The organism is Cellvibrio mixtus subsp. mixtus J3-8, from assembly GCF_000766945.1.
Classification (GTDB): Bacteria; Pseudomonadota; Gammaproteobacteria; order Pseudomonadales; family Cellvibrionaceae; genus Cellvibrio; species Cellvibrio mixtus_A.
The window spans coordinates 405,194-429,264 of record NZ_KN266208.1 but is presented as its reverse complement, the minus strand read 5'-3'; the positions used below and the strand labels follow the sequence as shown (position 1 = coordinate 429,264).

20 protein-coding genes and 1 pseudogene are annotated in these 24,071 nt (G+C 47.2%); 10 read left to right on the top strand and 11 right to left on the bottom strand.

Annotation, left to right across the window (positions count from 1 at the left end; translation table 11 throughout):
- Positions 1-48: 48 nt before the first annotated feature.
- The 10 genes and pseudogenes from A596_RS12380 to A596_RS12345 all read right to left on the bottom strand — a co-directional run bounded on the left by A596_RS12380 (position 49) and on the right by A596_RS12345 (position 10,754).
- Positions 49-1,296, bottom strand: a complete 1,248-nt coding sequence (locus A596_RS12380; protein ID WP_039915127.1) for an RNA polymerase sigma factor — start codon at positions 1,294-1,296, stop codon at positions 49-51.
- Positions 1,297-1,519: 223 nt separating this feature from the next.
- Positions 1,520-2,404, bottom strand: coding sequence for a hypothetical protein (locus A596_RS12375; RefSeq protein ID WP_152600168.1), 885 nt, complete (start codon positions 2,402-2,404; stop codon positions 1,520-1,522).
- Positions 2,405-2,627: 223 nt separating this feature from the next.
- Positions 2,628-2,888: pseudogene (locus A596_RS23545) on the bottom strand (glutathione S-transferase family protein); the annotation flags it as partial.
- Between the two features lie 12 nt (positions 2,889-2,900).
- Entirely contained in the window at positions 2,901-3,065 is a 165-nt protein-coding gene (locus A596_RS23540) for a hypothetical protein (RefSeq protein ID WP_235425710.1), read from the bottom strand.
- 289 nt (positions 3,066-3,354) lie between these two features.
- The gene (yjfF, locus tag A596_RS12370; protein ID WP_039915124.1) at positions 3,355-4,311 is read right to left on the bottom strand and encodes a galactofuranose ABC transporter, permease protein YjfF; all 957 of its coding nucleotides are present in this window, start codon (positions 4,309-4,311) and stop codon (positions 3,355-3,357) included.
- The gene (locus A596_RS12365; protein WP_039915123.1) at positions 4,304-5,350 is read right to left on the bottom strand and encodes an ABC transporter permease; all 1,047 of its coding nucleotides are present in this window, start codon (positions 5,348-5,350) and stop codon (positions 4,304-4,306) included. The genes yjfF and A596_RS12365 overlap by 8 nt, the downstream gene beginning before the upstream one ends.
- A 17-nt stretch (positions 5,351-5,367) precedes the next feature.
- Positions 5,368-6,864: a sugar ABC transporter ATP-binding protein gene (locus A596_RS12360; protein ID WP_039915122.1), complete on the bottom strand. Its 1,497-nt coding sequence runs from the start codon at positions 6,862-6,864 to the stop codon at positions 5,368-5,370.
- Positions 6,865-7,090: 226 nt separating this feature from the next.
- The gene (locus tag A596_RS12355; protein WP_039915121.1) at positions 7,091-8,035 is read right to left on the bottom strand and encodes an ABC transporter substrate-binding protein; all 945 of its coding nucleotides are present in this window, start codon (positions 8,033-8,035) and stop codon (positions 7,091-7,093) included.
- A 169-nt stretch (positions 8,036-8,204) separates the two neighbouring features.
- A complete protein-coding gene (locus A596_RS12350) occupies positions 8,205-8,975 on the bottom strand; it encodes an SDR family NAD(P)-dependent oxidoreductase (RefSeq protein WP_039915120.1) in 771 nt (256 codons plus the stop codon).
- 12 nt (positions 8,976-8,987) lie between these two features.
- Complete coding sequence (locus tag A596_RS12345) at positions 8,988-10,754, bottom strand: IlvD/Edd family dehydratase (RefSeq protein WP_052417462.1); 1,767 nt, start codon at positions 10,752-10,754, stop codon at positions 8,988-8,990.
- Positions 10,755-11,014: 260 nt separating this feature from the next.
- Here A596_RS12345 and A596_RS12340 point away from each other — a divergent pair, with 260 nt between their 5' ends.
- The 8 genes from A596_RS12340 to A596_RS12305 all read left to right on the top strand — a co-directional run bounded on the left by A596_RS12340 (position 11,015) and on the right by A596_RS12305 (position 21,399).
- A complete protein-coding gene (locus A596_RS12340; RefSeq protein WP_039915117.1) occupies positions 11,015-12,004 on the top strand; it encodes a glycoside hydrolase family 43 protein in 990 nt (329 codons plus the stop codon).
- Positions 12,005-12,161: 157 nt separating this feature from the next.
- Positions 12,162-13,838, top strand: coding sequence for a ribulokinase (locus tag A596_RS12335; protein ID WP_039915114.1), 1,677 nt, complete (start codon positions 12,162-12,164; stop codon positions 13,836-13,838).
- A gap of 4 nt (positions 13,839-13,842) precedes the next feature.
- Positions 13,843-14,550 carry an L-ribulose-5-phosphate 4-epimerase gene (locus A596_RS12330; RefSeq protein WP_039915113.1) on the top strand — a complete coding sequence of 236 codons (708 nt, stop codon included), beginning with the start codon at positions 13,843-13,845 and terminating at the stop codon, positions 14,548-14,550.
- A gap of 131 nt (positions 14,551-14,681) precedes the next feature.
- Entirely contained in the window at positions 14,682-16,199 is a 1,518-nt protein-coding gene (gene araA, locus A596_RS12325; protein WP_039915600.1) for an L-arabinose isomerase, read from the top strand.
- Positions 16,200-16,366: 167 nt separating this feature from the next.
- Positions 16,367-17,944, top strand: coding sequence for a DUF6351 family protein (locus A596_RS12320; RefSeq protein ID WP_052417461.1), 1,578 nt, complete (start codon positions 16,367-16,369; stop codon positions 17,942-17,944).
- A 135-nt stretch (positions 17,945-18,079) separates the two neighbouring features.
- Positions 18,080-18,682 carry a beta-phosphoglucomutase family hydrolase gene (locus tag A596_RS12315; RefSeq protein ID WP_200882914.1) on the top strand — a complete coding sequence of 201 codons (603 nt, stop codon included), beginning with the start codon at positions 18,080-18,082 and terminating at the stop codon, positions 18,680-18,682.
- Positions 18,683-18,877: 195 nt separating this feature from the next.
- Positions 18,878-20,245, top strand: coding sequence for an MFS transporter (locus A596_RS12310; protein ID WP_039915108.1), 1,368 nt, complete (start codon positions 18,878-18,880; stop codon positions 20,243-20,245).
- 125 nt (positions 20,246-20,370) lie between these two features.
- Positions 20,371-21,399: a glycoside hydrolase family 43 protein gene (locus tag A596_RS12305; RefSeq protein WP_235425709.1), complete on the top strand. Its 1,029-nt coding sequence runs from the start codon at positions 20,371-20,373 to the stop codon at positions 21,397-21,399.
- Positions 21,400-21,677: 278 nt separating this feature from the next.
- Here A596_RS12305 and A596_RS23355 read toward each other — a convergent pair whose 3' ends face one another.
- Positions 21,678-21,899, bottom strand: a complete 222-nt coding sequence (locus tag A596_RS23355) for a hypothetical protein (RefSeq protein ID WP_039915106.1) — start codon at positions 21,897-21,899, stop codon at positions 21,678-21,680.
- A 195-nt stretch (positions 21,900-22,094) separates the two neighbouring features.
- Here A596_RS23355 and A596_RS12295 point away from each other — a divergent pair, with 195 nt between their 5' ends.
- Together A596_RS12295 and A596_RS12290 are read left to right on the top strand one after the other, a co-directional pair.
- Positions 22,095-23,633, top strand: coding sequence for a methyl-accepting chemotaxis protein (locus A596_RS12295; protein ID WP_039915104.1), 1,539 nt, complete (start codon positions 22,095-22,097; stop codon positions 23,631-23,633).
- A gap of 55 nt (positions 23,634-23,688) precedes the next feature.
- Positions 23,689-23,985, top strand: a complete 297-nt coding sequence (locus A596_RS12290) for a hypothetical protein (RefSeq protein WP_039915101.1) — start codon at positions 23,689-23,691, stop codon at positions 23,983-23,985.
- Positions 23,986-24,071 lie beyond the last annotated feature (86 nt).

Genomic DNA, 24,071 nt, shown 5'->3' with positions numbered 1-24,071 from the left:
TGGTTCGGTTTTAGCGAAGGGTTTGCGACAGGGGAGTATTTTTAATCACTAACGCACGCCTGCCAATGATTGCAACTTGCCACGCAGGAAACGGATCTCGGGTTCTTGCGTGGTCAGTGCAATTGCTTTTTCATATGCTGTTTTTGCAGCGTCCAGCTGATTCAATTGGGATAAAAATTCGGCGCGCGCAGCGTGCAGCAAATGATAATCCTTCAGTAAATTGTGTGTAACCAGATCATCCAGCAGCGCTAATCCCTGTGTTGGTCCATCGCGATGGGCGATGGCAACGGCGCGGTTGAGTTCAATAATGGGCGACGGATTGCGCGTTAATAATAAGTCGTAGAAGCCACATATTTCTTCCCAATCAGTTTCGGCAAAACTCGGTGCTTCAGCATGGAGCGCGGCTATCGCCGCTTGTAAACAGTAGATATCAGCCTGGCCGCTGCCGAGTGCGCGTTGAATTAACTGTGAACCTTCCGCAATTTGCTGTTGGTTCCACAGACTGCGGTCCTGGTCCTCAAGGCGAATTAAATCACCATTGTTATCGACGCGCGCATGGCGGCGTGAATCCTGGATTAACATCAACGCTAATAATCCGAAGACTTCTGCCTCCGGTAATAAATGCGCGAGCAAGCGTCCCAAACGAATAGCTTCCTGCGCTAACTCCTGGCGAATCAATTCGGCGCCGGATGATGCGGAATAACCTTCATTAAATACCAGATAGATTACATGCAGCACGGCATCCAGACGTTCCGGTAATTCGTTGCGCGCGGGAATTTCGTAAGGAATTTTTGCATCACGGATTTTATTTTTTGCGCGCACAATGCGTTGTGCGAGGGTGCTGGGCGTAGTGAGAAACGCGCTGGCAATGGCTTCGGTGGTGAGGCCGCAGACTTCGCGCAGTGTCAGTGCCATTTGTGCTTCCGGTGCGAGGCCGGGGTGACAGCACGTGAAGATCAGGCGCAGCTGGTCATCTTCAATATGGGTATCGACGTGATCGTCATCACTGAATAATTCTTCGCCGAGTTTTTCTGCAATATCTTCCCATGACGTATTCATGCGTGCGCGCTTGCGAATTTGATCGATGGCTTTAAAACGCCCGGTGGATACCAGCCACGCGCGCGGATTCTGCGGTACTCCTTCTATTGGCCATTGGTGCAATGCTGCGGTAAATGCATCTTGCAAGGCTTCTTCAGCAATATCGAAATCTTTTAACAGACGAATCAAGGTCGCGAGGACACGGCGCGATTCGCTGCGATAAATGCTGTTAATTAGCGCTTCAATACTGGCCGGCATAGGGAACCCTTAATGTTGTTCGCTGTGTTTTCTAGTAAGTGGAAACAAGTATCTGCGGTATGACAATTAAAAAATTATAAATGCCGGTTGCACACATTATTTTTATCTTCAATTTCATGCCGCTTCATTTTTTATGCTTTTCCTGGGTGATTTTTTTCAAAGCATCATGGCCCTGCATCTGTTTTTGATATTGCGCAGATGGAGTTATTATTGTCGTATTGATTTAATTTTTTACGGGCGAGGGCTTTTGTTTTGCCGGTGGATTCAAGAGTTTCCAGTTCTTCACACCTTCATGAAAAAAGCCACACTCTTCGTAAGCGCGCTGGATGATATTTTTTTGTTCCAGCAGCGCAATCCCTTTTTCCAACGCAGTAAATATTTCCCGCCCTTGCGGATGTTTTTTGCTGACTGGCCAATGACGGCTGCCGGGTAATGCGACTTTTACACCGGGGATCGGCACCAGTTCCAGATCTTCTACTTGCACTTTCATGCCGGGATTACTTTGAAATGGTGCGAGTGTTATATCCGCGCGACGTGCAACCACCATACGCACTATTTGTACCCAATAAGTAGAATAGTGGATGCGATTGATACCCAGTGACCGCAACGCTTCAATATCCGGCTTCCAATGATCGTTGGATGCGGCGCTCAGTTCGCTGACTTTTTCACGGGTATTGGCATTGAGTGCGCGATTATTATCCTGGCGGGTATAAAGGCCTGCAATAAATTCGCCTTCTTTCACCAGCGCCGCAGTTTTGAATAGATGTTCGGAATAGGGCTTGATATCTTCCCGCCACATCAGCGCGCCAGAGATAGGAATTTGGCCGTCAGTTAACAATTTTAAAATGCGCAGGTAACTATTTTCCGGACGGAAAACCACTTTGCCATTGAATCCACCCAGGTGCAGTGCTTGTTGCAATAATACAATCTCAATAACATCGCGGCGCGCACCGGGGCCGCCGAAATGCTCGATAGTAACTGGATCGCGATCGCCAATAAATAATTGGTAATCCGCAATGATGTCTTCATCTACCGCAGCAGTAATGGTGTTACCAGCGTGACAAAGGTAGGTTATTAACAAGCCGCAAATAACACTAATGACTCTCACAAAAAGCCTCAACAAAATTCTCCCGGTGAGATAAGGTCCTTGCTCCATATAACTACTTCCTGTCGATATTACTATAGTGAGTGGTTATATAAATTGTTGTTTTAAGCCTATTCAGGATGAAGGATACCCTGTTGGCATAAATTATTTAACTGCTTTAAGTGACATATTGTACAGCCTTGAGTTGCGAAGGCCAGAAGTCCTAGTTTAGCTGATGGATTTGCAATCATTGGGATGTAAAAATAAGGCGGGGAATTTGGCAAAACCGACAGTGCCAAAGGAGGTTATAGGTTAATCCCTTCATTAGTTCGGGTTGCAACGAAGCGTTTAAATAAAATAACCATTGATAAAACTTCGCACGATCAAATGTTCCCATTGCAGGCATTAAATTTTTTTCAGGATGTCGCTCGCATAAAAACAAGCAGATAGCAGCACTTTCGTAAATGGGTTCACCATCAACAATAAGCGTAGGAATTCTACCAGTGGGGTTTAGCTTTAACTATTCCGGATGCTTTTGTGCTTCGGTTTTTCGGTCAACCAGAATCAAGTCTAAAAGGTTGGCAAATTTTTCCTGGGATACTCCAAGTCGATCCAGAATTGCTTTTACTTCAGGGTTGGGAAAATTAAAACTACGCGATGCATTTTTTTCCTTGAATAATTTCATCCATTTCCTGGACGCTTTCCAGAAGTTCATCAAACATTTCTTTTTTCATCATTGCCACCCTTCAATAATTGTTTTGAGTTGTGCAATTTGCTCTTTGGTCAGATTTGCCTGCACGCTTTTTGGATAGGCAAAGAGCATGCGAATATGATGGTTGGTGTTACATCATTTTTGCTGCACTTTTGCGCAGTAGCTCTGATTGTAACTGTATTTTATCTGTATAAATAGACAGCAATAAAAAAGCCCATGGCTCGCACCTTGGGCTTCTCAATTGATACGTGTTAGTTCAAATTTACCGAGGTTTTACCCTCACCAACACCTGCTGCAATGCAATAAAACAAAACAGTAACCCACCAATCACAATTTTGGTCCACCAGCTGCTGAGTGTTCCGTCAAATGAAATATAGGTTTGCACTACGCCCATGATTAATACTCCCATCAGCGTGCCGAACATATAACCGTAGCCGCCGGTTAATAATGTTCCGCCGATAACTACGGCGGCAATTGCGTCCAGTTCTACGCCGACAGCGGCGAGTGAGTACCCGGAAAAGGTGTAGAAGGAGTAGACGATGCCGGCGAGTGTGGCGAGGAATGAGCTGATAGCGTAAATACGAATGGTGGTTGCAGCGAGTGGAATGCCCATTAGCGCCGCTGAATTTGCATCGCCCCCGATTGCATAAACGCGGCCACCGAAACGGGTGTAGTGTGCAGCGATAATCGCAACGACTAAAACCATTAAACAAATAATCGTCGAGCTACCGATCCAGGCATCGCCAAAAATTTCAAAACCAAATGCTGAAACATCGTTGTAAAATTCATGTTCGATAGGAATTGATTCTTCGCTGATCACACTTGCCAAACCGCGTGCGAAAAACATACCGGCCAGGGTGACAATAAACGGCTGCATTTTATAGTAATGGATAATCGCACCCATAATTGCACCGAATGCTGTGCCGCCGATTAACACTACCGGAAATACAATGAGCGGATGCCATTGGTATTTGCTGATCAAGATACTGCATACCACGCCGGTCAGTGCGATAACGGCGCCGACGGATAAGTCGATACCACCGGATAAAATCACAAAGGTCATACCGACGGCAGCGATGATTAAAAAGGCATTATCACTAAGCAAATTAAAAAATACGCGTGGCGTACCGAAACCTTCGAACTGGATTGAGCCAACACCAAACAATAGAAAGAACAGGCAGCACGTAACAGCGAGCGGAATAAATTTACGATTAAGCATTGTTTACCTCCTTGTTGGGGGCGGAGGTGTTGTTAGTAAAAGGCTTACGGAATTTTAATTGTGCCAGCTGTTTCTGGAACAGCGGCGATTGCAGCAGCAGTACTAAAATAATCGCGCTGGCCTTAATTAATAAATTAAATTTGGGTGGAATGCCACTGAGAATAATAGTGACGGTCAGCGTCTGGATAATCAGTGCGCCGATAATCGCGAGGAAAATTGAAAAGCGTCCTCCCATTAACGAAGCACCGCCAATCACCACTGCAAGAATTGCATCCAGTTCCAACCAAAGGCCCGCATTGTTGGCGTCGGAGCCGCGAATATCGGCCGCTGCAATCATGCCTGCAAGCGCTGCACAGAGTGCGGCAACGCAATACACACTCATCTTGATTGCTTTTGCATTCAGACCCATGTAATGGCTGGCTGATGGATTTGCGCCTACCGCTTCAATATACAAACCCAATGCCGTGCGACGTGTTAATAATTGCACGATGACAAATGTGAGAATCACCAGCACCACCGGAAAAGGCAAGCCAAGGAAACTACCGGTGCCTAAAAATGCAAAACCGCTGTGATCAAAGGTAACAATTTGGCCTTCATTAATTAATTGCGCAATACCACGACCAGCGACCATTAAAATTAATGTAGCAACAATGGGTTGGATGCTCATATAGCCAACGAGAAATCCATTTACTATGCCTGCAATTAATCCGGCGATTAAACCTGCACCAATAATTAGCGCGAGGTTATCAACCCCTTTGGTAATGTAATAGGCACTTACTGCACCGGCGATGGCCATGATCGAACCCACCGATAAATCCACCCCGGCGGTGGCGATCACCAGTGACATGCCGATTGCTAACAACGCAACGGGGGCGGCGCGATTGAGCACGTCAATTAAACTGCCATAGAAGCGGCCATCTTTAAATTCAATGCTAAAAAATTCCGGTGCGATTATCGCGTTGATAACCAATAGCACCAGCAAACCGGCGCAGGGCCACAAATAGCGGCGCAGGTTTTGGTTTTTGCTCAAGGTATTCATGATGCATTACTCTTTCATTAATTGGAGGCAATCGCCTGCATAATTCGTTGCGGGTTAATCGCGTCATCTTCCAGCTCGGCAACTTTCTGGCGGTCACGCAATACAATAATTTTGCTACTGAAGGCAACGAGCTCTTCGAGTTCTGACGATGCAACAATTAATGCCAGCCCCTGGTCGCACAGTTTGCGAATCAGGCGAATAATTTCCGCGTGCGCGCCAATGTCGATTCCGCGTGTCGGTTCATCAAGAATTAACAGTGAAGGATTTGCCGCAAGCCAGCGCGCAAGGATAACTTTTTGTTGGTTGCCACCGCTTAATTGTTCAATCGGTTTTTCAATATCCGAGGTGGCGATGCTCAATTCTTTTACGTAGTGATTGGCGATTTCTTCCTGCTCTTTACGCGAAATAAATTTCCACCATCCTTGTTTGATCTGGCGCGCAAGGATCATATTTTCGCGAATGGATAGTTGGCCGAGGATGCCGTCGTGCTTGCGGTCTTCCGGGCATAAACCCATGCCTGCACTAATGGCATCGCGCGGTGAATTAAAGTTAACGGTGTTACCATTAAAAGTTACTGTACCGTTATGCTTCTTATCGACCCCGAAGATCAAACGGCACAATTCCGTGCGACCTGAACCGAGTAACCCCGCAAGGCCGACTACTTCGCCTTTGCACACTTGAATATCGGTAGGTGAGAGTGTTGCGTTGCGGCCAATGCCTTGGGCATTTAATAGCGCATCACCGCCTCCGGAATGGGTTTGCGGTTTATGTTCTCCCAGTGCGGCCAATTCTTTACCGAGCATATGGCCGATTAGCTCGGTGCGCGACAGAGTTGCAGTTTCAAATTCGCCGACTAATTGCGCACTGCGCAATACAGTAATGCGATCACACACGGCGTAAACCTGATCGAGAAAATGTGTAACAAACACAATGCCGATTCCACGTGCTTTTAAATCGCGCATGATGCGAAACAGCGACTGCACTTCGTCCGCATCCAGGCTCGCCGTGGGCTCATCGAGAATTAATACTTTCGCGGACATATCCACACCGCGCGCAATGGCAATCAGTTGTTGCACGGCGATGGAATAACTTGACAGCGGCAGTGTTACATCAATATCGAGGTCGTAACCTTTGAGCAATGCCTGCGCATCGCGATTTACTTTGCCCCAGTTAATTAAACCGAACCGGCGCGGCTCGCGGCCGAGATAAATATTTTGCGCAACAGTCAGGTTTGGTAATAAATTTACTTCCTGGTACATAGTGCTCACTCCCAGCGCCTGGGCATCGCCGGTGTTGTTGGGAAATATGGGTTGGCCATCCAATAAAATATCGCCACCATCGCGTTGGTAAACGCCGGTCATCACTTTAATGAGCGTGGATTTACCGGCGCCATTTTCGCCGAGCAGCGCATGGATTTCTCCCGCGCGCAGAGTGAAGTTCACACCTTTCAAGGCGTGAACGCTGGGGAATATTTTATGAATTCCCTTGAGTTGTAATACGGGTGTTGAGTTCATTATGAAACCGCTTTTGATTTTTTGGTGTGGCGCAAAGTCTCGGGATGCTGGCGAATAGGGTTGGGAGACCATCGCGACTTGGGTGAAGCCAGCGATTGCAAAGCATGCTTTGCGTGCAGCTGAACGCTTGTGATCGACGACGAATGTACAATAACGCCTAATAAGCTTTCAATTGAAAGCCAGCCTGTCTCCCAACCCTATTCCTCAGCTTCTACACGTCGATCAATTATTTAACACCACGCTTGGTCAATTCAGCCGCCGCGTTATCAGCGGTGTAAACTGCACCGCCCATACGAATCCATTTATCGAATTCTTTTTTGCCGCCGCGATATTCATTAATCACATCAAACGCGGGGCCGCCGAGGTGTGGGCTTAATTCAACGGATACATTAATTTCACCGGCAACAATCGCTTTCAGTGCATCATCAACCGCATCAACCGACACGATTAAAATATCTTTGCCGGGTTTCAATCCTGCTTCTTTTATCGCCTGGATTGCACCTAATGCCATTTCATCGTTGTGTGCCCAGATTGCACAAATATTTTTACCACCGCCTTCTGCTTTCAGCATGGTTTCCAATACTTCCTTCCCTTTTGCGCGTGTGAACTCAGCCGTTTGGCTGCGCACAATTTTTGTTTCAGGAAACTTTGCAATAGTTTCATTAAAACCTTTCATGCGGCCTAATGCTGCGCTCGAACCTACAGTGCCTTGCAATTCGAGGATGTTGCATTTGCCCTGGGTTTTCTCAGTGAGCCAGCTTGCGGCGCGCTGGCCTTCTACTTCAAAGTCCGGCGCAATTCGCGTGAGATAAAGGGAGTGATCGGTTACGGAAACGTTGCGATCCAGAATCACCACCGGAATACGCGCGCGTTTGGCTTCCATTAATACCGGTTGCCAACCGGTTTCAACGACGGGTGCAATTAAAATGGCATCCACGCGTTGCGCAATAAAGCTGCGCACCGCTTTAATCTGGTTTTCCTGTTTTTGCTGCGCATCGGAAAATTTCAAAGTGATGCCGCGTTTTTCCGCTTCCGCTTTGACTGATTCGGAAAAGCTGGTGCGCCAACCGGATTCGGAACCTACTTGTGCAAAGCCAACGGTAATGGCGTTTGCAGTAGCGCTGATGCCGATGGCGGCAGCGAGCGTGAGGGTTTTAAATAGACCTTTCATAGTGGATCCTCATGTAATCAGAATATATTTATATAAATTTTTTATTCGCAACGCCTAACTCCCCGCAATCCGCATAAAAGGACACGGGCTTTTTTATCTTCGTCATTTTCTATGGCCAGATAGAAAATGCATGACACAGTAAATTAAATGCCGGCAATTTCACGCCGGGTCAAATCCAGCCACCATCCACAATAAAGTGCTGGGCGGTACATAAACGGCTATCGTCCGATGCCAGGAATAATGCCATTGCGCTAATGTCTTCCGGCATCACCGATTTTTTTAAGCATTGGTTTTCCAAAATATTTTTCGCCGATTTTTCTTTCGTTAGCATCGCCACCTGGCGATCAGTCATTACCCAGCCGGGCACTAATGTATTTACGCGGATATTGTCACCGCCCATATCGCGCGCCAGGCCGCGTGTCATGCCTTCAATCGCCGCTTTGGAGCTGGTGTAGCCGGGCATTCCGCCCTGGGTTGCGTACCAGCTCATCGATCCCAAATTAATAATTGAACCACCGCCGAGTTCAAGCATATGTTCGTACACCGCTTGCGCCGCAAAAAAATGGTGGCGCAAATTCACGGCGAGGCGTTCATTCCAATAATCCACCGTGACCTGGCGAAAATCATGGCGGGTATCATTCGCGGCATTGTTGACCAATACATTGATTGGCCCCATTTCATTGTAAATCTGTTTGATTGTCGCTTGCAGTTTGGGAATGTTTAACAAGTTGCAACGGTAATAACGTGGTGGTGTAACATCGGATCGATGACTTAATTGTTCTACCAGTTTTTGGGCATCGTCATCGCGGATATCGATGAAACAAACCTGCGCACCTTGCTGGCAAAAACTTTCCACCAAACTCGCGCCGATACCGGATGCACCGCCAGTAATTAGCACAATTTTGTATTTCAAGCTTGGATATTGATTGGTGAGAGTCATCGGCTTTCACCACTAATGCGAGTGGCCGGGAACTGCCGCACCGCGACAGCCGACGAGAAAATCAAAATCGCAGCCTTCATCCGCTTGCATCACATGCTCAATATACAATTGCAAGTAGCCGCCAGTTTTTTTCTGGATTTTTTGTGCACGCAATTGATTAAGGCGTGCGGTAATTTCGTCGGCACTGACTTCCAATTCGAGTGAACCGGCATCAGTATCCAATACAATCCAGTCACCATCCTGCACGGCGGCGAGCGGGCCAAATTCCTGTGCCTCCGGAGCAACGTGTAATACAACGGTGCCGAACGCGGTACCGCTCATGCGCGCATCGGAAATGCGTACCATATCGGTAACGCCTTGTTTTAACAATTTTGGCGGTAATCCCATGTTGCCGACTTCCGGCATACCGGGATAACCCTTGGGACCGCAATTTTTTAATACCAGAACGCTGCTGGCATCCACATCCAGTGAATCGTCCATGATGCGCTCTTTATAGTGATCAAAATTTTCAAACACAATGGCGCGACCGCGATGTTTCATTAAATGGGCCGATGCGGCACTGGGTTTTAATACTGCGCCACGCGGTGCGAGGTTGCCGCGTAAAATACAAATGCCGCCACTGGCGCAAAGTGGATTATCCAGTGCACGAATAACATCATCGTTATAGCAGGGCGCTTGTGAATTGTTTTCCCACAAGGTTTTTCCGTTTGCGGTCAAGCAATCTTTATTTAATAAATTGGCATCCCCCAGGCGTTTTAATACTGCGGGCAAGCCACCGGCGTAATAAAAATCTTCCATTAAAAATTCGCCGGAAGGCTGCAGGTTGACCAGCGTGGGAATTTGTTGGCCGTAGGTTTGCCAGTCTTCAAGCGTTAACGGAATATCCAAACGCGCGGCGATTGCTTTTAAATGAATCACGGCATTGGTGGAGCCACCGATGGCGGCGGTGGTGCGAATAGCGTTGATTAAACTGTCGCGTGTGAGTAATCGGGAAATGCGCAAATCTTCATTCACCATATTCACGATGCGCATGCCGGACACATGCGCGAGGGTTTTGCGACGCGCATCGACCGCTGGAATCGCCGCGTTTTGCGGCAGTGATAAACCAAGTGATTCCACCATGCACGCCATGGTCGATGCCGTGCCCATCGTATTGCAGGTACCAGTGGAGCGGGACATATCGGCTTCCGCATCCATAAATTCCTGCAGTGAAATTTTCCCGGCTTTGTAATCCTCGCTCATGCGCCACACGAGAGTGCCCGAGCCAACATCTTTGCCTTTGTGTTTGCCATTCAGCATCGGGCCGCCGGTGACAACAATGGTGGGAAGATCGCAACTCGCCGCACCCATGACTAGTGCGGGTGTGGTTTTATCGCAGCCAACCAATAGCACTACACCATCGATAGGATTGCCGCGAATCGACTCTTCCACATCCATCGCCGCCAGATTGCGCGTGAGCATGGCGGTGGGGCGCAAGTTGGATTCGCCATTGGAAAATACCGGAAACTCCACGGGTACACCGCCGGCTTCCAAGACGCCGCGCCTGACACTGTCGGCGAGCTCACGAAAATGGCTGTTGCACGGCGTCAGTTCTGACCAGGTATTGCAGATGCCGATAATCGGTTTACCCTGGAAGTGGTGTTCGGGAATACCCTGGTTCTTCATCCAGCTGCGATACATAAAGCCGTTCTTGTCCTGGCTACCAAACCATTGGGCGCTACGCAGGGGCTTGGCTGGCAAGGTATCGGCTGGAGGCTTTGTCTTATTATCGCGGCTCATACTGGGTTACATCGGCGTGGCCGTTATTATTAAAGTCATACAATATAAGTTTGTTATTGATTGCGGGCAATGAGTAAAACCGTTTGTTTACGTATATTTGCCTGATGTGTGCCAATTATCGGTTAAACTTTTGCGCTCTTTACTTGATTTAATTGTATTATAATATCAATATAAATCAACCCCCGGCTTATCCTGAAAATGGCTGGGCAAGACATGATCTGCGGATGATCGCGGACTGATAAACAATAAGAGAGGTATAGATGCGCCCCCTGATCAACTCCCTGGCTTTAATTAAACCATTGATAATCGCATTAGCCACTACGGCGACAGCGGCTCACGCGGCGAACCCGATTTTTACCGATGTCTTCACTGCCGATCCGGCCGCGCTGGTGCATAACGGTAAAGTTTATCTCTATGCCGGCCACGATGAAGCCAAAGACAACACCCGATTTTTTGAGATGCATGACTGGCTGGTCTGGTCATCCGCTGACATGGTGAATTGGGAGGCCCACGGCCCGCGTTTGCATGTGAAGGATTTTAAATGGGCCAAAGGCGATGCCTGGGCCAGTCAGGTGATTGAGAAGGATGGCAAATTTTATTGGTATATCACCGCGCGCCACAATGACACCAAACCTGGTTTTGCCATCGGTGTAGCGGTGGGTGACAGCCCGCTCGGCCCCTTCAAGGATGCGCGCGGCAAAGCACTAATCACTAACGATATGACTACCGATACCGCGAATGATTGGGATGATATCGATCCTTCCGTATTTATCGATGATGACGGCCAGGCCTACCTGTTCTGGGGCAACACCAAGGCTTACTACGCCAGGCTCAAGCCGAATATGATCGAGTTGGATGGCCCCATCGTAAATATCAAAACCTTGCCGGAATTTACCGAAGCAATCTGGGTGCATAAATATAAGGACAATTATTACTTGTCCTATGCGATGGGCTTCCCGGAGAAGATTGGTTATGCCATGAGCAAGAGCATTAACGGTCCGTGGGAATACAAGGGAATCCTGAATGAAGTCGCGGGCAATACACCGACTAACCACCAGGCGATTATCGAGTTCAATAACAAGCATTACTTTATTTATCACACCGGCGCAGGACGCCCTGATGGCGGGCAATACCGCCGCTCGGTCAGCATTGATGAGTTGTTCTACAATCCGGATGGCACTATCAAGCGAATCATCATGACCAGCGAAGGTGTGACCGCGAACAAGGCGGCTGCCAACACGGGTAAATAAAGCGGGAACAATAAAGAAAAGCTATCCCCTGATAGCGCTAAAACCGATTGACAGGGGATAGTCTTGCTGAGAATATATTGTCATACAATATTAATATCCTCTGATGAGTCAATATTAATAACCATAAAGCGAATTCTGAAAGAAGCAGGTGAGTTTGATGACCTCTTATGCCTTGGGGCTGGATTACGGCTCCGATTCCGTTAGAGCCTTATTAGTAGATGCCCTTACCGGCCAGGAAGTGGCGAGCAATGTGGTCTATTACCCGCGTTGGAAAAAAGGCCTGTTTTGTGTGCCGGCCAAAGACCAGTTCCGCCAGCACCCGCTGGATTACCTGGAAAGCCTGGAACAGGTTGTCCAGGGATTATGGAAATTGGCTCCCGCAGGCGCGGCGCAAAAAGTTGCAGGTATCAGTTTTGATACCACCGGCTCTACGCCAATTGCTGTCGATAGCGAAGGTGTTGCACTTGCGTTGAAACCGGAATTTGCCGAAAACCCCAATGCGATGTTTGTGCTCTGGAAAGATCACACTGCCATTAAAGAAGCGCAGGAAATTACCGCAGCAGCCAATAACGCAGCAGAAAACTATTTGAAATACGAAGGTGGAATTTATTCCTCTGAATGGTTCTGGGCAAAAGCGTTGCATGTATTGCGTGAAGATCCTTCTGTCGCGAAAGCCGCTTACTTGTGGGTGGAACATTGTGACTGGATGTCGGCCGTTCTTACCGACACTACCCACCCGGGCAAATTGCGCATGGGCCGTTGCGCGACGGGTCACAAATTAATGTGGCACGAAAGCTGGGGCGGTTATCCGCCCAATGATTTTTTTGTGGGCATTGATCCATTACTCAATGGTTTGCGTGATCGCTTGCCCGCAGAAACCTTCACATCCGATCAAGTGTGCGGCGGGCTGAGTGCCAAATGGGCTGACAAGCTTGGTGTTCCCGAAAATACACCCGTCGGTTTCAGTGCATTTGATTGCCATATGGGTGCCGTTGCGGCACAAGTTAAACCGGGTGTGCTCACCAAAATTATGGGTACATCGACTTGCGATATTACCGTGGCGAGTTATGCCGATGTTGGCAACAAATCCATTCGCGGTATTTGCGGTCAAGTCGATGGTTCAGTATTGCCCGGCTTTGTCGGTTTGGAGGCGGGGCAATCAGCATTCGGCGATTTGTATGCATGGTTCCGCGATCTGGTGAATTGGCCAGTGCAAAACCTGCTTGCAAATTCATCGTTGTTGGATGACGAAACCAGACAAAAACTCGTCGAAGAAATTGAAAACAATACGCTGGTTGCATTAAGTACCGCAGCGAGTGCGCTACCAATCGCCGATGCAAATATCACTGCGCTTGATTGGGTTAACGGCCGTCGCACACCCGATGCCGACCAAACCGTATCCATGGCCATCGCCGGCTTAAAAATGGGCAGCGAAGCGCCGCATATTTTCCGTGCGCTGGTTGAAGCAACCGCATTCGGTGCGCGTGCGATTATCGAACGGTTTAAAGATGAAGGTATCGCAGTTAACTCAGTCGTAGCGATTGGCGGCATTTCCAAAAAATCCGATTTCGTCATGCAAACCTGTGCTGATGCCTGGAATTGCCCGATTGAAGTTTTGGACAGCGAACAAAGTTGCGCATTAGGTGCAGCAATTTTTGCAGCCGTGTGCGGTGGTGTTTATCCAACCGTCGCCGCTGCACAAAAAGTAATGGCATCGCGCACCTGCAAAACCTACACGCCCAATGCACACGCTGCGGCAATTTACGACCAGCGTTATCAACAATATCGCGCGCTAGGTAATTTCGTATCTTCATCAAAACGAGTGGAGGTGTAAGCGAATGAGTTACACCGAATTAAAACGCGAAGTTTTCGAAGCCAATATGGAATTGAATCGCCGCAACCTGGTGGTTTATACCTGGGGTAATGTATCGCAAATTGATCGCAGCAAAGGGGTTATCGCGATTAAACCCAGCGGCGTTGCTTATGAAGTAATGACGCCGGACGATATTGTGATTGTGGATTTGGAAAACAACATAGTGGAGGACTCTCCTAATAAAAAAAGTATGCGTCCTTCCTCTGATACCAAAACGCACACGCACTTATATCGCCATTTCGACATTATCGGTGGTGTGACTCACACACATTCAACTTACGCCACTGCCTGGGCGCAAACCCAGCAAGCCATTCCCTGTTACGGCACCACTCATGCGGATTACGCTTACGGCGAAATTCCGTGCACGGCGGTGATGACGGATGAACAAATCGAACGCGACTATGAAGAAGAAACCGGTGTGCAAATTACCGATTGCTTTAAAGATCGCAGCCCGAAAGAAGTGCCCATGGTGATCGTTGCCGGTCATGCGCCTTTTACCTGGGGTAAGAACGCTGCGGATGCGGTTTATCACGCGGTTATTCTGGAAGAAATCGCGCGCATGGCTTATTTGACCAAAACATTGCAACAAAACACAGCGCCGTTAAAACAAGGCATTGTGGATAAACACTATTTACGCAAGCACGGAAAAAATGCCTATTACGGGCAAAAGTAATTTATCGATATCGTTGATGGGCATGGCTGCTTACGCAGCCCGACCCATCCTACGAACGCACATGTAGGTTGGGTCGGGCCGCGCAGGCAGCCATGCCCAACAAAAAATTGAAAAATTCTGAGGAACACATAATGAAAATCTACGGCGATAAAGAAGTCTGGTTAGTCACCGGTTCACAACATCTGTATGGTCCAGGCGTATTAAAACAAGTCGCCGAGAACAGCCAGAAAATTGCAGCCGGTTTAACCGAATCAAGCAATATTTCGATCAAAATCGTTGCGCAGGAAACCGTTAAATCGCCAGCCGAAATCCTTGCTGTTGCGCAAGCGGCAAACAGCAATCCCAATTGCGTGGGTTTGATTCTGTGGATGCACACATTCTCTCCTGCAAAAATGTGGATCGCCGGTTTGAGCGCTTTGAGCAAGCCATATATGCATTTGCACACGCAATTTAATGCGGAGCTGCCATTTGCTGACATCAACATGCACTTTATGAACCTCAACCAATCCGCCCACGGTGACCGCGAATTTGGTCATGTAAGCACGCGTTTGCGCCAGGAGCGCAAAGTGGTTGTTGGGCACTGGGCCACTGAATCAGTGCAAAAACAAATTGATAGCTGGTGTCGCGTTGCTATGGGCTGGCATGCGAGCCAGAATTTAAAAGTGGCGCGCTTTGGTGACAACATGCGTCAGGTTGCGGTAACGGATGGCGATAAAGTATCTGCGCAAATTAAATTCGGTTACGAAGTTCACGCCTACGGTCTGGGTGATTTGCAAAAAGTAGTTGATGCTGTTACCGACGCAGAAGTGGCTGCGCAAATCGAGGTGTACAAAAAAGAATACGATGTTAATCCGGCAATCTTTGATGATGAACATCAATTCCAAATGCTGAAAAACGAAGCGCGTTTGGAACTGGGAATGTTGAAATTCCTCACCGAAGGTGAGTTCGGTGCATTCACCAACTGTTTTGAAAACCTGACCGGTTTAACCAATTTGCCAGGCCTCGCAACCCAACGTTTAATGGCGGCCGGTTTTGGTTACGGTGGCGAAGGCGATTGGAAAACCGCGGCAATGGTGCATATTTGTAAAGTGATCTCCAAAGGCCGCGCAGGCGGTTCATCCTTTATGGAAGATTACACTTACCACTTCGGTAGCGTTCATTCAGGTGGAGTGGATCAGGTATTGGGCGCGCACATGCTGGAGGTGTGTCCTTCCATCGCGGCGGCAAAACCAAAACTGGAAGTGCATTTGCACACTATTGGTTGCCGCAATGATATCGCGCGCTTGATTTTCACCGGTAAAGCAGGCCCTGCATTGTGTATTTCCCTGATCGATATCGGCACGCGCTTCCGTGTAATCATCAACGAAGTTGATACCGTAAATCCACCGCAAGAATTGCCGAAATTGCCTGTGGCAAAAGCATTGTGGGTGCCGCGTCCAAACCTGGAAGTTTCTGCGGCAGCGTGGATTCAAGCGGGTGGCGCACATCACAGCGCCTACACCCAGGGTGTAACGGCGGATGAGATTGTTGACTACGCAGAAATCGCGGGTGTTGAAGTTGTCGTCATCGGTGCGGATACCACCGTGCGTAATTTCAAAACTGAATTGCGCCACAACGCAGCTTACTATCATTTGAAGGATGGTGTATAAGCATTTGAACGATGGTGTGTAAGCGCTATAGCAAAACGATTTTTAAATAAATCATCATCACAGGGATAGTGATGAAATATTATAAAAATTTTTATTATTGTTAGCATGTAAGCTTTCAATAATGGGTTCGGCAAACTGACTACGGATCAGGCTGAAGGGGAAATTAAATGCACAGCATAAAAAATCTGGTCGGATTACTGTTTTTCATTTTGGCGTTGTCCTCCTGTTCCGTAACCGAAAAAAAATCATCAAACAACAGTGAAGATGCTTGCAGTAAGTTGTTGGCTTTTAAAACCAATGAAAACAATGTAGCGATAAAAACTGCTGTAAATATTGCAGCAGGACCGGTACCAACAGTGATGTATCAACGTCCCTATGCGGGAACTCTGGCAAGCTACTGCCGTGTTGACGGCGTGATTGACGAGCGCGTTGGCGCAAGTGGAAAAACTTATGCGATTGGTTTTGCAATCGCCTTGCCAGAAAAATGGAATGGCCGTTTTATGATGCAAGGTGGCGGTGGCCTGAATGGTTCGGTTGCAACACCCCTGGGCAGCAGCGCAGCAGGCGATATGACAGCATTACAGCGCGGATTTGCCGTTGTCACTACTGATACCGGGCATCAAGGCGCCCACGGATTTGATGCGAGTTTTTTTAGTGACCAGGAAGCAACGCTGAATTTTTTGTACCAGGCAATTGGAAAAGTTGCTGTTACCTCCAAACAAATCGTAGCGCAATATTACGGCAAGGCGATTGATCATTCCTACTACATGGGATGTTCAACAGGTGGCCGCGAAGCCATGATTATGTCGCAACGCTATCCGCGTTTATTTGATGGCATTGTTGCCGGTGCGCCAGCGATGCGCACCAGTTTTTCCAACCTGGCGGACAAGTGGGTAATGGTTTCACTCGCCAGGGTTGCACCAAAAGACAAAGAAGGTCATCCAAACGTTGCTGAAGCGTTAACTGCACAGGATAAAGCCATCGTGATGGATGGTTTGCTAAAACAATGCGATGCGCTTGATGGTGTCGCTGACAAAATGATTTCCAATACTGTCGGCTGCAATTTTGATCCAATGTCAGTCGCCTGTAGCGCAACAAAAAAAGCATCGTGTATCAGCCTCGCAAAAGCCAAAGCAATTAAATCGGGATTTGCAGGGCCAAAAAATTCGCTCGGCGTGCAGGTGTACCCCGGTTTCTGGTTTGATACCGGCATTACCGAGACCCAGGGAATTCCGGGTTTATTAAATCCGGGTAATCATCCCATCGTTGGAAAAATTACCAGCACAGAGATGAATGTGGACCAGGAATCTATGGCGGCAGCAACACCGGCGGCATTTGTGGGCGATTCTGCGTATTGGACCTTGCTTAATACCTTTTCTGACAATGGTGGCAAACTGATTTTTTATCATGGCGTAAGCGACCCATGGTTTTCGGCGCAAGAGACTACTCGCTATTACCAACAGTTGGTTAATGATAATGGCGGTGAAGAAAAAGTATCGCAATGGAGTCGCCTGTTCCTGGTCCCTGGTATGGGGCATTGTGGTGGTGGCGCGGCTGCACTTGATCATTTCGATATGATCGATCCGATTGTCGATTGGGTTGAAAAAAATAAAGCGCCTGAGCAGGTGACTGTGACCGGTAATGCTTTCCCCAATCGTAGCCGACCACTCTGTTCTTATCCTGCTCATGCACATTACAAGGGCACCGGGGATTCCGAAAAAGCAGAAAACTTTGAATGTAGATAACTTTGAATGTAGATAACTTTGAATGTAGATAACTTTGTATGCACATAACAGAGTAAACATCGGATTCGAACTTATCGCAGGTTTGTGCTCTAATTTAACCTTAACGGTAATTTTATTTGGCAAACCTGAGAGTAAATGATGTACGACCATTACGATGCACTGATTTTTGACATGGATGGCACCCTGGTTGATAGCGGCCAGTTACATGAGTTTGCATGGAGTACCATGCTAAACAAATATGGCATTCCCATTGATCGCTTGTTTATGCGTTCATTGGCTGGTGTTCCGACCAAGGGCACTATCGAAATTTTATTGGAAAAATTTAATATCAAGGTCGCTGCAACCCTTGATGAAATGAATGAATTTAAAGAGCAAGTTGTGCATGACAATATGCACAAATATGTGAAGCCAACTGCGTTGCTGGAAGTGGCACAACGTTATCACGGTACCAAGCCGATGGCGATTGGAACGGGTGCCTACACACAGGAAGCAGAAAGTATTTTAAAGATTTGTGGTTTGGATAAATACATCGATGTTGTGGTTGGTGCTGATCAAGTAAAAAATCCAAAACCGGCGCCGGATACTTTTTTACGTTGCGCGGAATTATTAGGTGTAGATCCAACTAAATGCGTAGTATTTGAAGATTCAAAACTCGGTCTGCAAGCCGCAGCGAGTGCAGGTATGGCCGGCATTGATGTTCTGCTCGTACATGCGATAGAAAATGATTACTTTTTGTAATTCGAAAATCGTTTAAACAACAAGGCAATGTGTTCGACGCCTTGTAGTTAAAAAATACAAATCGAAAATATAAACCGTACAAACGGTGAGAGATAAAGGAAGCGGCAATTACTATTAAAGTGATGCCGCTTTTTTTTTAATCCCTGATTTTAACGATAGGGTTTTCAGTCACAACCACTGAGGTCAAAATAATAAATGCAAGCGCTAGACAAGCACGCACCCGATAAATTATCGGTTACCGAAAAAATAGGGTTTGGCGCCGGTGACATGGCGTTGAACGTAGTGATCTCATCCATGATGCTGATCATTACTTTTTACTACACGGATATTTTCGGCCTGTCGCCCATTGATATGGGTATTCTGTTTTTTACCGTGAAAGTTGTTGGCGCTATTTCCGATTTGGTGATGGGGCAAATTACCGATCGTTTTACATTTTTACAGGGCCGCTACCGCCCATGGTTGTTGTGGTTAGCCATTCCTTATGCGGTCAGTGTATTTTTTGTATTCACTACGCCCGATTGGGACTACGACGCAAAATTAATCTGGGCTTATTCCACTTACATCATGATGACCTTGATTACCTCTGGTGTCGGTATTCCTTATATTTCCTTGCCCAGTGCATTGACCAGTGATCCCAAAGAAAAACTCTCGGCCAATGGTTATCGTTTATTCCTGGCAAAAATCGGTGCCTTTATGGTAGCGATTGTGGTGCCGGTTGTTGCAGGCATGTGGGAAGACAAAGCCTTGGGTTATCAAATTGCCATGGCAATTATGTCGGCGGTCGGTGCCGTGATGTTTTTATTCTGTTATTTCAAAACCACTGAACGGGTTGAACATGTTGTTGAACACCAACCGCTATTGAGCCAATTCCTGCAATTATTAAAAAATGACCAGTGGTTAATTCTGGTTGCTGTTTGCGTGACCGGTACTATCGGGTACGTCATTCGTGGTTCAGTGGCAATTTATTACGCGAAATATTATCTGGGTGGCGATGAGGCATTGGTCTCGGCGTTTTTATCCACCGGTGTTGCGGCCGCTATTCTGGCCATGGTGGCATCGACCTGGATCACCAAGGTTTACTGCAAAATTAATTTATTCCGCTACACACAATTGCTGGTTGCGGTGCTGAGTGTGGCAATTTATTTATTTGTTGGCCGCGAAGATGTGGCGCTCGCCTTTGTATTGTATTTCCTGCTGTCGTTTGTTGTTGATCTGCATGCACCGGTTTTCTGGTCAATTATTTCTGAAACGATTGATTATGGCCAGGTAAAAAATGGCAAGCGGGTATCCGGCTTTGCCTACGGTGGTATTTCCGTTGGCCAGAAAGCGGGAATGGGTATTGCCGGTTTGATGGTGGGCTGGTTGTTAACTTATTTCCAATACGTTCCCAATCAGGCGCAATCAGATTTTTCATTAATGGGAATAGCCTTGATGCTGTCAATTATTCCGGGATTCTTCCATGCGTTAATGGGCGCGTTGATGTTTTGGTATCGCATTAACGACAACTATTACGCCGGCCTTAAAAATGAAATGCGTGCGAAAGGTTATATTGCAGAGCATTGATTTGGACGTAGGTTGTGGCGGGGCGCGTAGCCTGAGGAACGAACCGCAACATGACCATCCTGAAGCTACTGCCGTAAGCTCGAATATTTATTTAATCGGGTTTTGGGTTGTACGGTTAAATGGTCATGTTGCGGTTCGCAGGCTCACCAGCAACCTACGCAGATTTAAAAAAATTGGAGAAAAAAGTGAGCAAATTATTAAAACCCTTAATCCCACAGCGTGCAGATCCATTCGTGTACAAACACACCGATGGTTATTACTACTTCACTGCATCTGTACCAAAATATGACCGCATTGAATTGCGCCGTGCAAAAACAATTGCTGAATTAGCAAATGCACCAACCGTAGATGCATGGCACAAACCGGATACTGGCCCCTACAGTGAATTGGTGTGGGCGCCGGAAATTCATTTCAACAAAGATCCGCAATCCGGTGAATATGCCTGGTACGTTTATTTTGCTGCAGCGCCAAGCCGCGACATTAAATTTAACTTGTTCCAGCATCGTATGTATGCAATTCGCAATAAAAATTCGAATCCCCTGGACGGCGAGTGGGAATTTATGGGCCAGGTAGATTCCGGGATTGATACTTTCTGTCTTGATGCCACAACCTTTACCCACAATGGCGTTCTCTACTATGTGTGGGCACAAAAAGATGTAAATATTCAGGGCAACTCCAATATTTATATCGCGCCGATGAAAACCCCATGGCAATTGGCGAGCGAACCGGTGATGCTCACCAAGCCGGAATTTGACTGGGAAATTCGCGGTTTTTGGGTTAACGAAGGGCCATCCATTGTTAAGCGCAACGGCAAAATTTTCCTTAGCTATTCTGCCAGTGCCACCGATGAAAACTATGCGATGGGATTGTTGTGGGTTGATGAAAATGCAGATTTGTTAAATCCTGCCAGCTGGACCAAATCCAGAGAACCCGTGCTCTGTTCTGATATTCCCAATAAAATTTTCGGCCCGGGCCACAACAGTTTTACCCACGCCGAAGACGGCGATACTGTGATGCTGGTTTACCATGCGCGCACCTATACCGAAATTGAAGGTGATCCGCTGTGGAACCCGGATCGCCATACCTTTGTTAAACCACTACGTTGGGACAATAAGGGAATGCCGGTATTTGGCAAGCCTTCGATGATTGATTAACTATTTCTCGATTGAACAAAAAGCCTGCTGGAAACAGCGGGCTTTTTTTATTGGATATTTCTTATAAATTTAATGCGTGCTGCTATCGCCGACCATTTCATCCGTAAGCGGGGCATTATTTATTTTATTGAGAGCTTATGTAAATTTTTGTTAGTAAAAAAAATCAGGAAAAAACTGCGGTATCTGCTAAACCTATAAATTACAACCATTAAAAATAATTGTGCGTTGATAGCATCGTTAATCCCAATCGCTTTTAACAGTCACAACAACTAGAAAAATTACCGCAGTGAGAGAGCTTCACATGAAATCAACCCGCGTTTCCTTTCATTCTGGCGATTGCCAGCCGCTTTTTCCATCGGCTCATTTGTTATTGGGTGGATGAGTTTTACCTGAGGGTAAATGTGTTTTTTAGCGGACGTTAGTTTCCTATCAAGGATGCCTGCTTTGTGTGCGGCGGAATTTTGTCGGTCTGCAAGGTTTTTCGCTTCCTGTTTTTTCATTCGTCAATAAGTCTATCTTTTTCTGGCTTTATATAACTGCAATGAAAAAAAATTAAAAAATCCGGCATTAATATTCTATGAATTGGTATAAAAAATAATGCAATAAAAAAAATGTCTGATAGCCTTACGCGCAAATTGTGATCAGTGTCACATATGCGTTTTTGTTAAATCTTTGTTCATGTATTTGAGGTGCGAGTGAAAAATTTATCGCTGAAATGGAAGATTTTGCTGAGCGTTACCCTGACCTGTATTGCGGCTGTTGTTGTAACTACCCTCGTTACTGTACGCGCGGGTATCGATAGAACTGAAACAGCAATTGTTGAAGATATTCGCACGCTTGCCCAGGTATTGGGTGAAGCCAGCGTCGGTGCAATGACCTTTGATGATTCGGCAACCGTGAGTGCATCGCTTGCCGGTTTGCGGGTTAGCCCGCGTGTGTTGGTTGCGGTTGTGTATAACGGCAATAAACCTTTTGCCTGGTACGAAAAAAATTCTGCTGCCAAAGCTGCACCTGCTGAATTTTCAGGAAACCCACGCGCGGTTGGTATTGAAGCCAAAGGGCGTTTTTTGACAATTACCGAAGAAATAAAATCTGAAGGCGCACGTATCGGCGTTATCAGTGTGCGCGTGGATATGAGTGAGATTGATGAAATTGTTGGCGCTGCAGCGATGAATGCGCTGCTGCTGATTGTGGTTATTAGTTTAGTGGCTGCGTCACTGGCTTATGCGGTGCAGTTGAGCATTGTGCGGCCGGTAAATGAAGTGGTAATTGCATTGCGCGACATTGCCCAGGGCGAAGGCGATTTGACTCGCCGTTTGCCGGAAGCTGGCAATGATGAAGTGACTGAACTGTCGCGCCGCTTCAATCAATTTGTTGAACGACTGCAATCGATTATTGCCAATGTGGCGCACACCGCGCGCGAAGTTAGCAGCAGTGCTTCCACGTTGTCGCAATTGTCGCGCGACAATGAAAATGAAATTCGCACGCAACAAACAGAAATCCAGCACATCGTTGGTGCGGTAAAAGAAATGGCGAGTGTTGTGCAGGATGTAACAGTCAGTGTTTCTGATACTGCCGATAAATCCTTGCAAGCCGATGGTGCTGCTTCTGCTGGTAAAACCCTGGTGGTGAATACCATGGGGCAAATTACCGAGCTGTCGACCGATATTAAAACCGCCGCTGATGTGATTGACCGTTTGCGCAATGAAACCGTCAGTATTGGCTCGGTGCTGGATGTCATTCGCGGCATTGCTGATCAAACCAATTTACTTGCACTTAACGCAGCGATTGAAGCAGCGCGTGCGGGTGAGCAGGGGCGGGGTTTTGCGGTAGTTGCGGATGAGGTGCGCACGCTGGCATCGAAGACGCAAAGTTCTACTACTGAAATTCGCGAAATGATTGAGCGTTTGCAATCGGGTGCGCAGCAAGCGGTAGAGATGATGACTGCGGGTACTAATCAAGCGAATACTGCAGTTGTGCAAGCGAGTGATGCGAGTAGTGCACTGGAGCATATCACTGAGATTGTCAGTGTGATTCGCGATAGGACCAACCAGATTGCAGCGGCTTCCGAACAACAAAGTGCAGCGACTCGCCAGATTGAAATTAACATCGACCGTATTTCATCGGTGGCAAGCCACACAGCGAATAGTTCAAGTCGCATTACCGGTAGCACCGATAACCTTGCTGATGTTGCTGCGCGTATGGCTGAGCTGGTAGGGCGCTTCCGCGTATAAATTATTTTTGTTTAATTCAAGTTTGTTTATTGCCGTTCATTGAAGAGGAAAATCTATGAAGCCGTTTGTTTTTGCGTTAACTGTGACTGTGTCTTCTTTGGTATCTACCATGGCTGTGGCTTGTGAAAAGCCTGCTGCCCAACCTGAGATTCCCGATGCAGCAACTGTCGTTACCGCCCAGATGGTAAAAGCAAATAATGATGTTAAGGCTTATGTAAAAGCAGTGCAGGATTATGTGGGTTGCGCTGGTTTGTCGCGCGCTGATGAAAAGAAAGAGTTGGATGCCCTGCAAAAATTTGCGGAGGATTTTAACGTGGTAGTGCGTGCATATAAGGCGCGTTCTGCGGGTTAATTAGTCGCTACCGCCTGGTGTAAAGCAATCCAAAAACCCGCTACGGCGGGTTTTTTTATGGATATTAACTGATGGGTTAAAGCCTC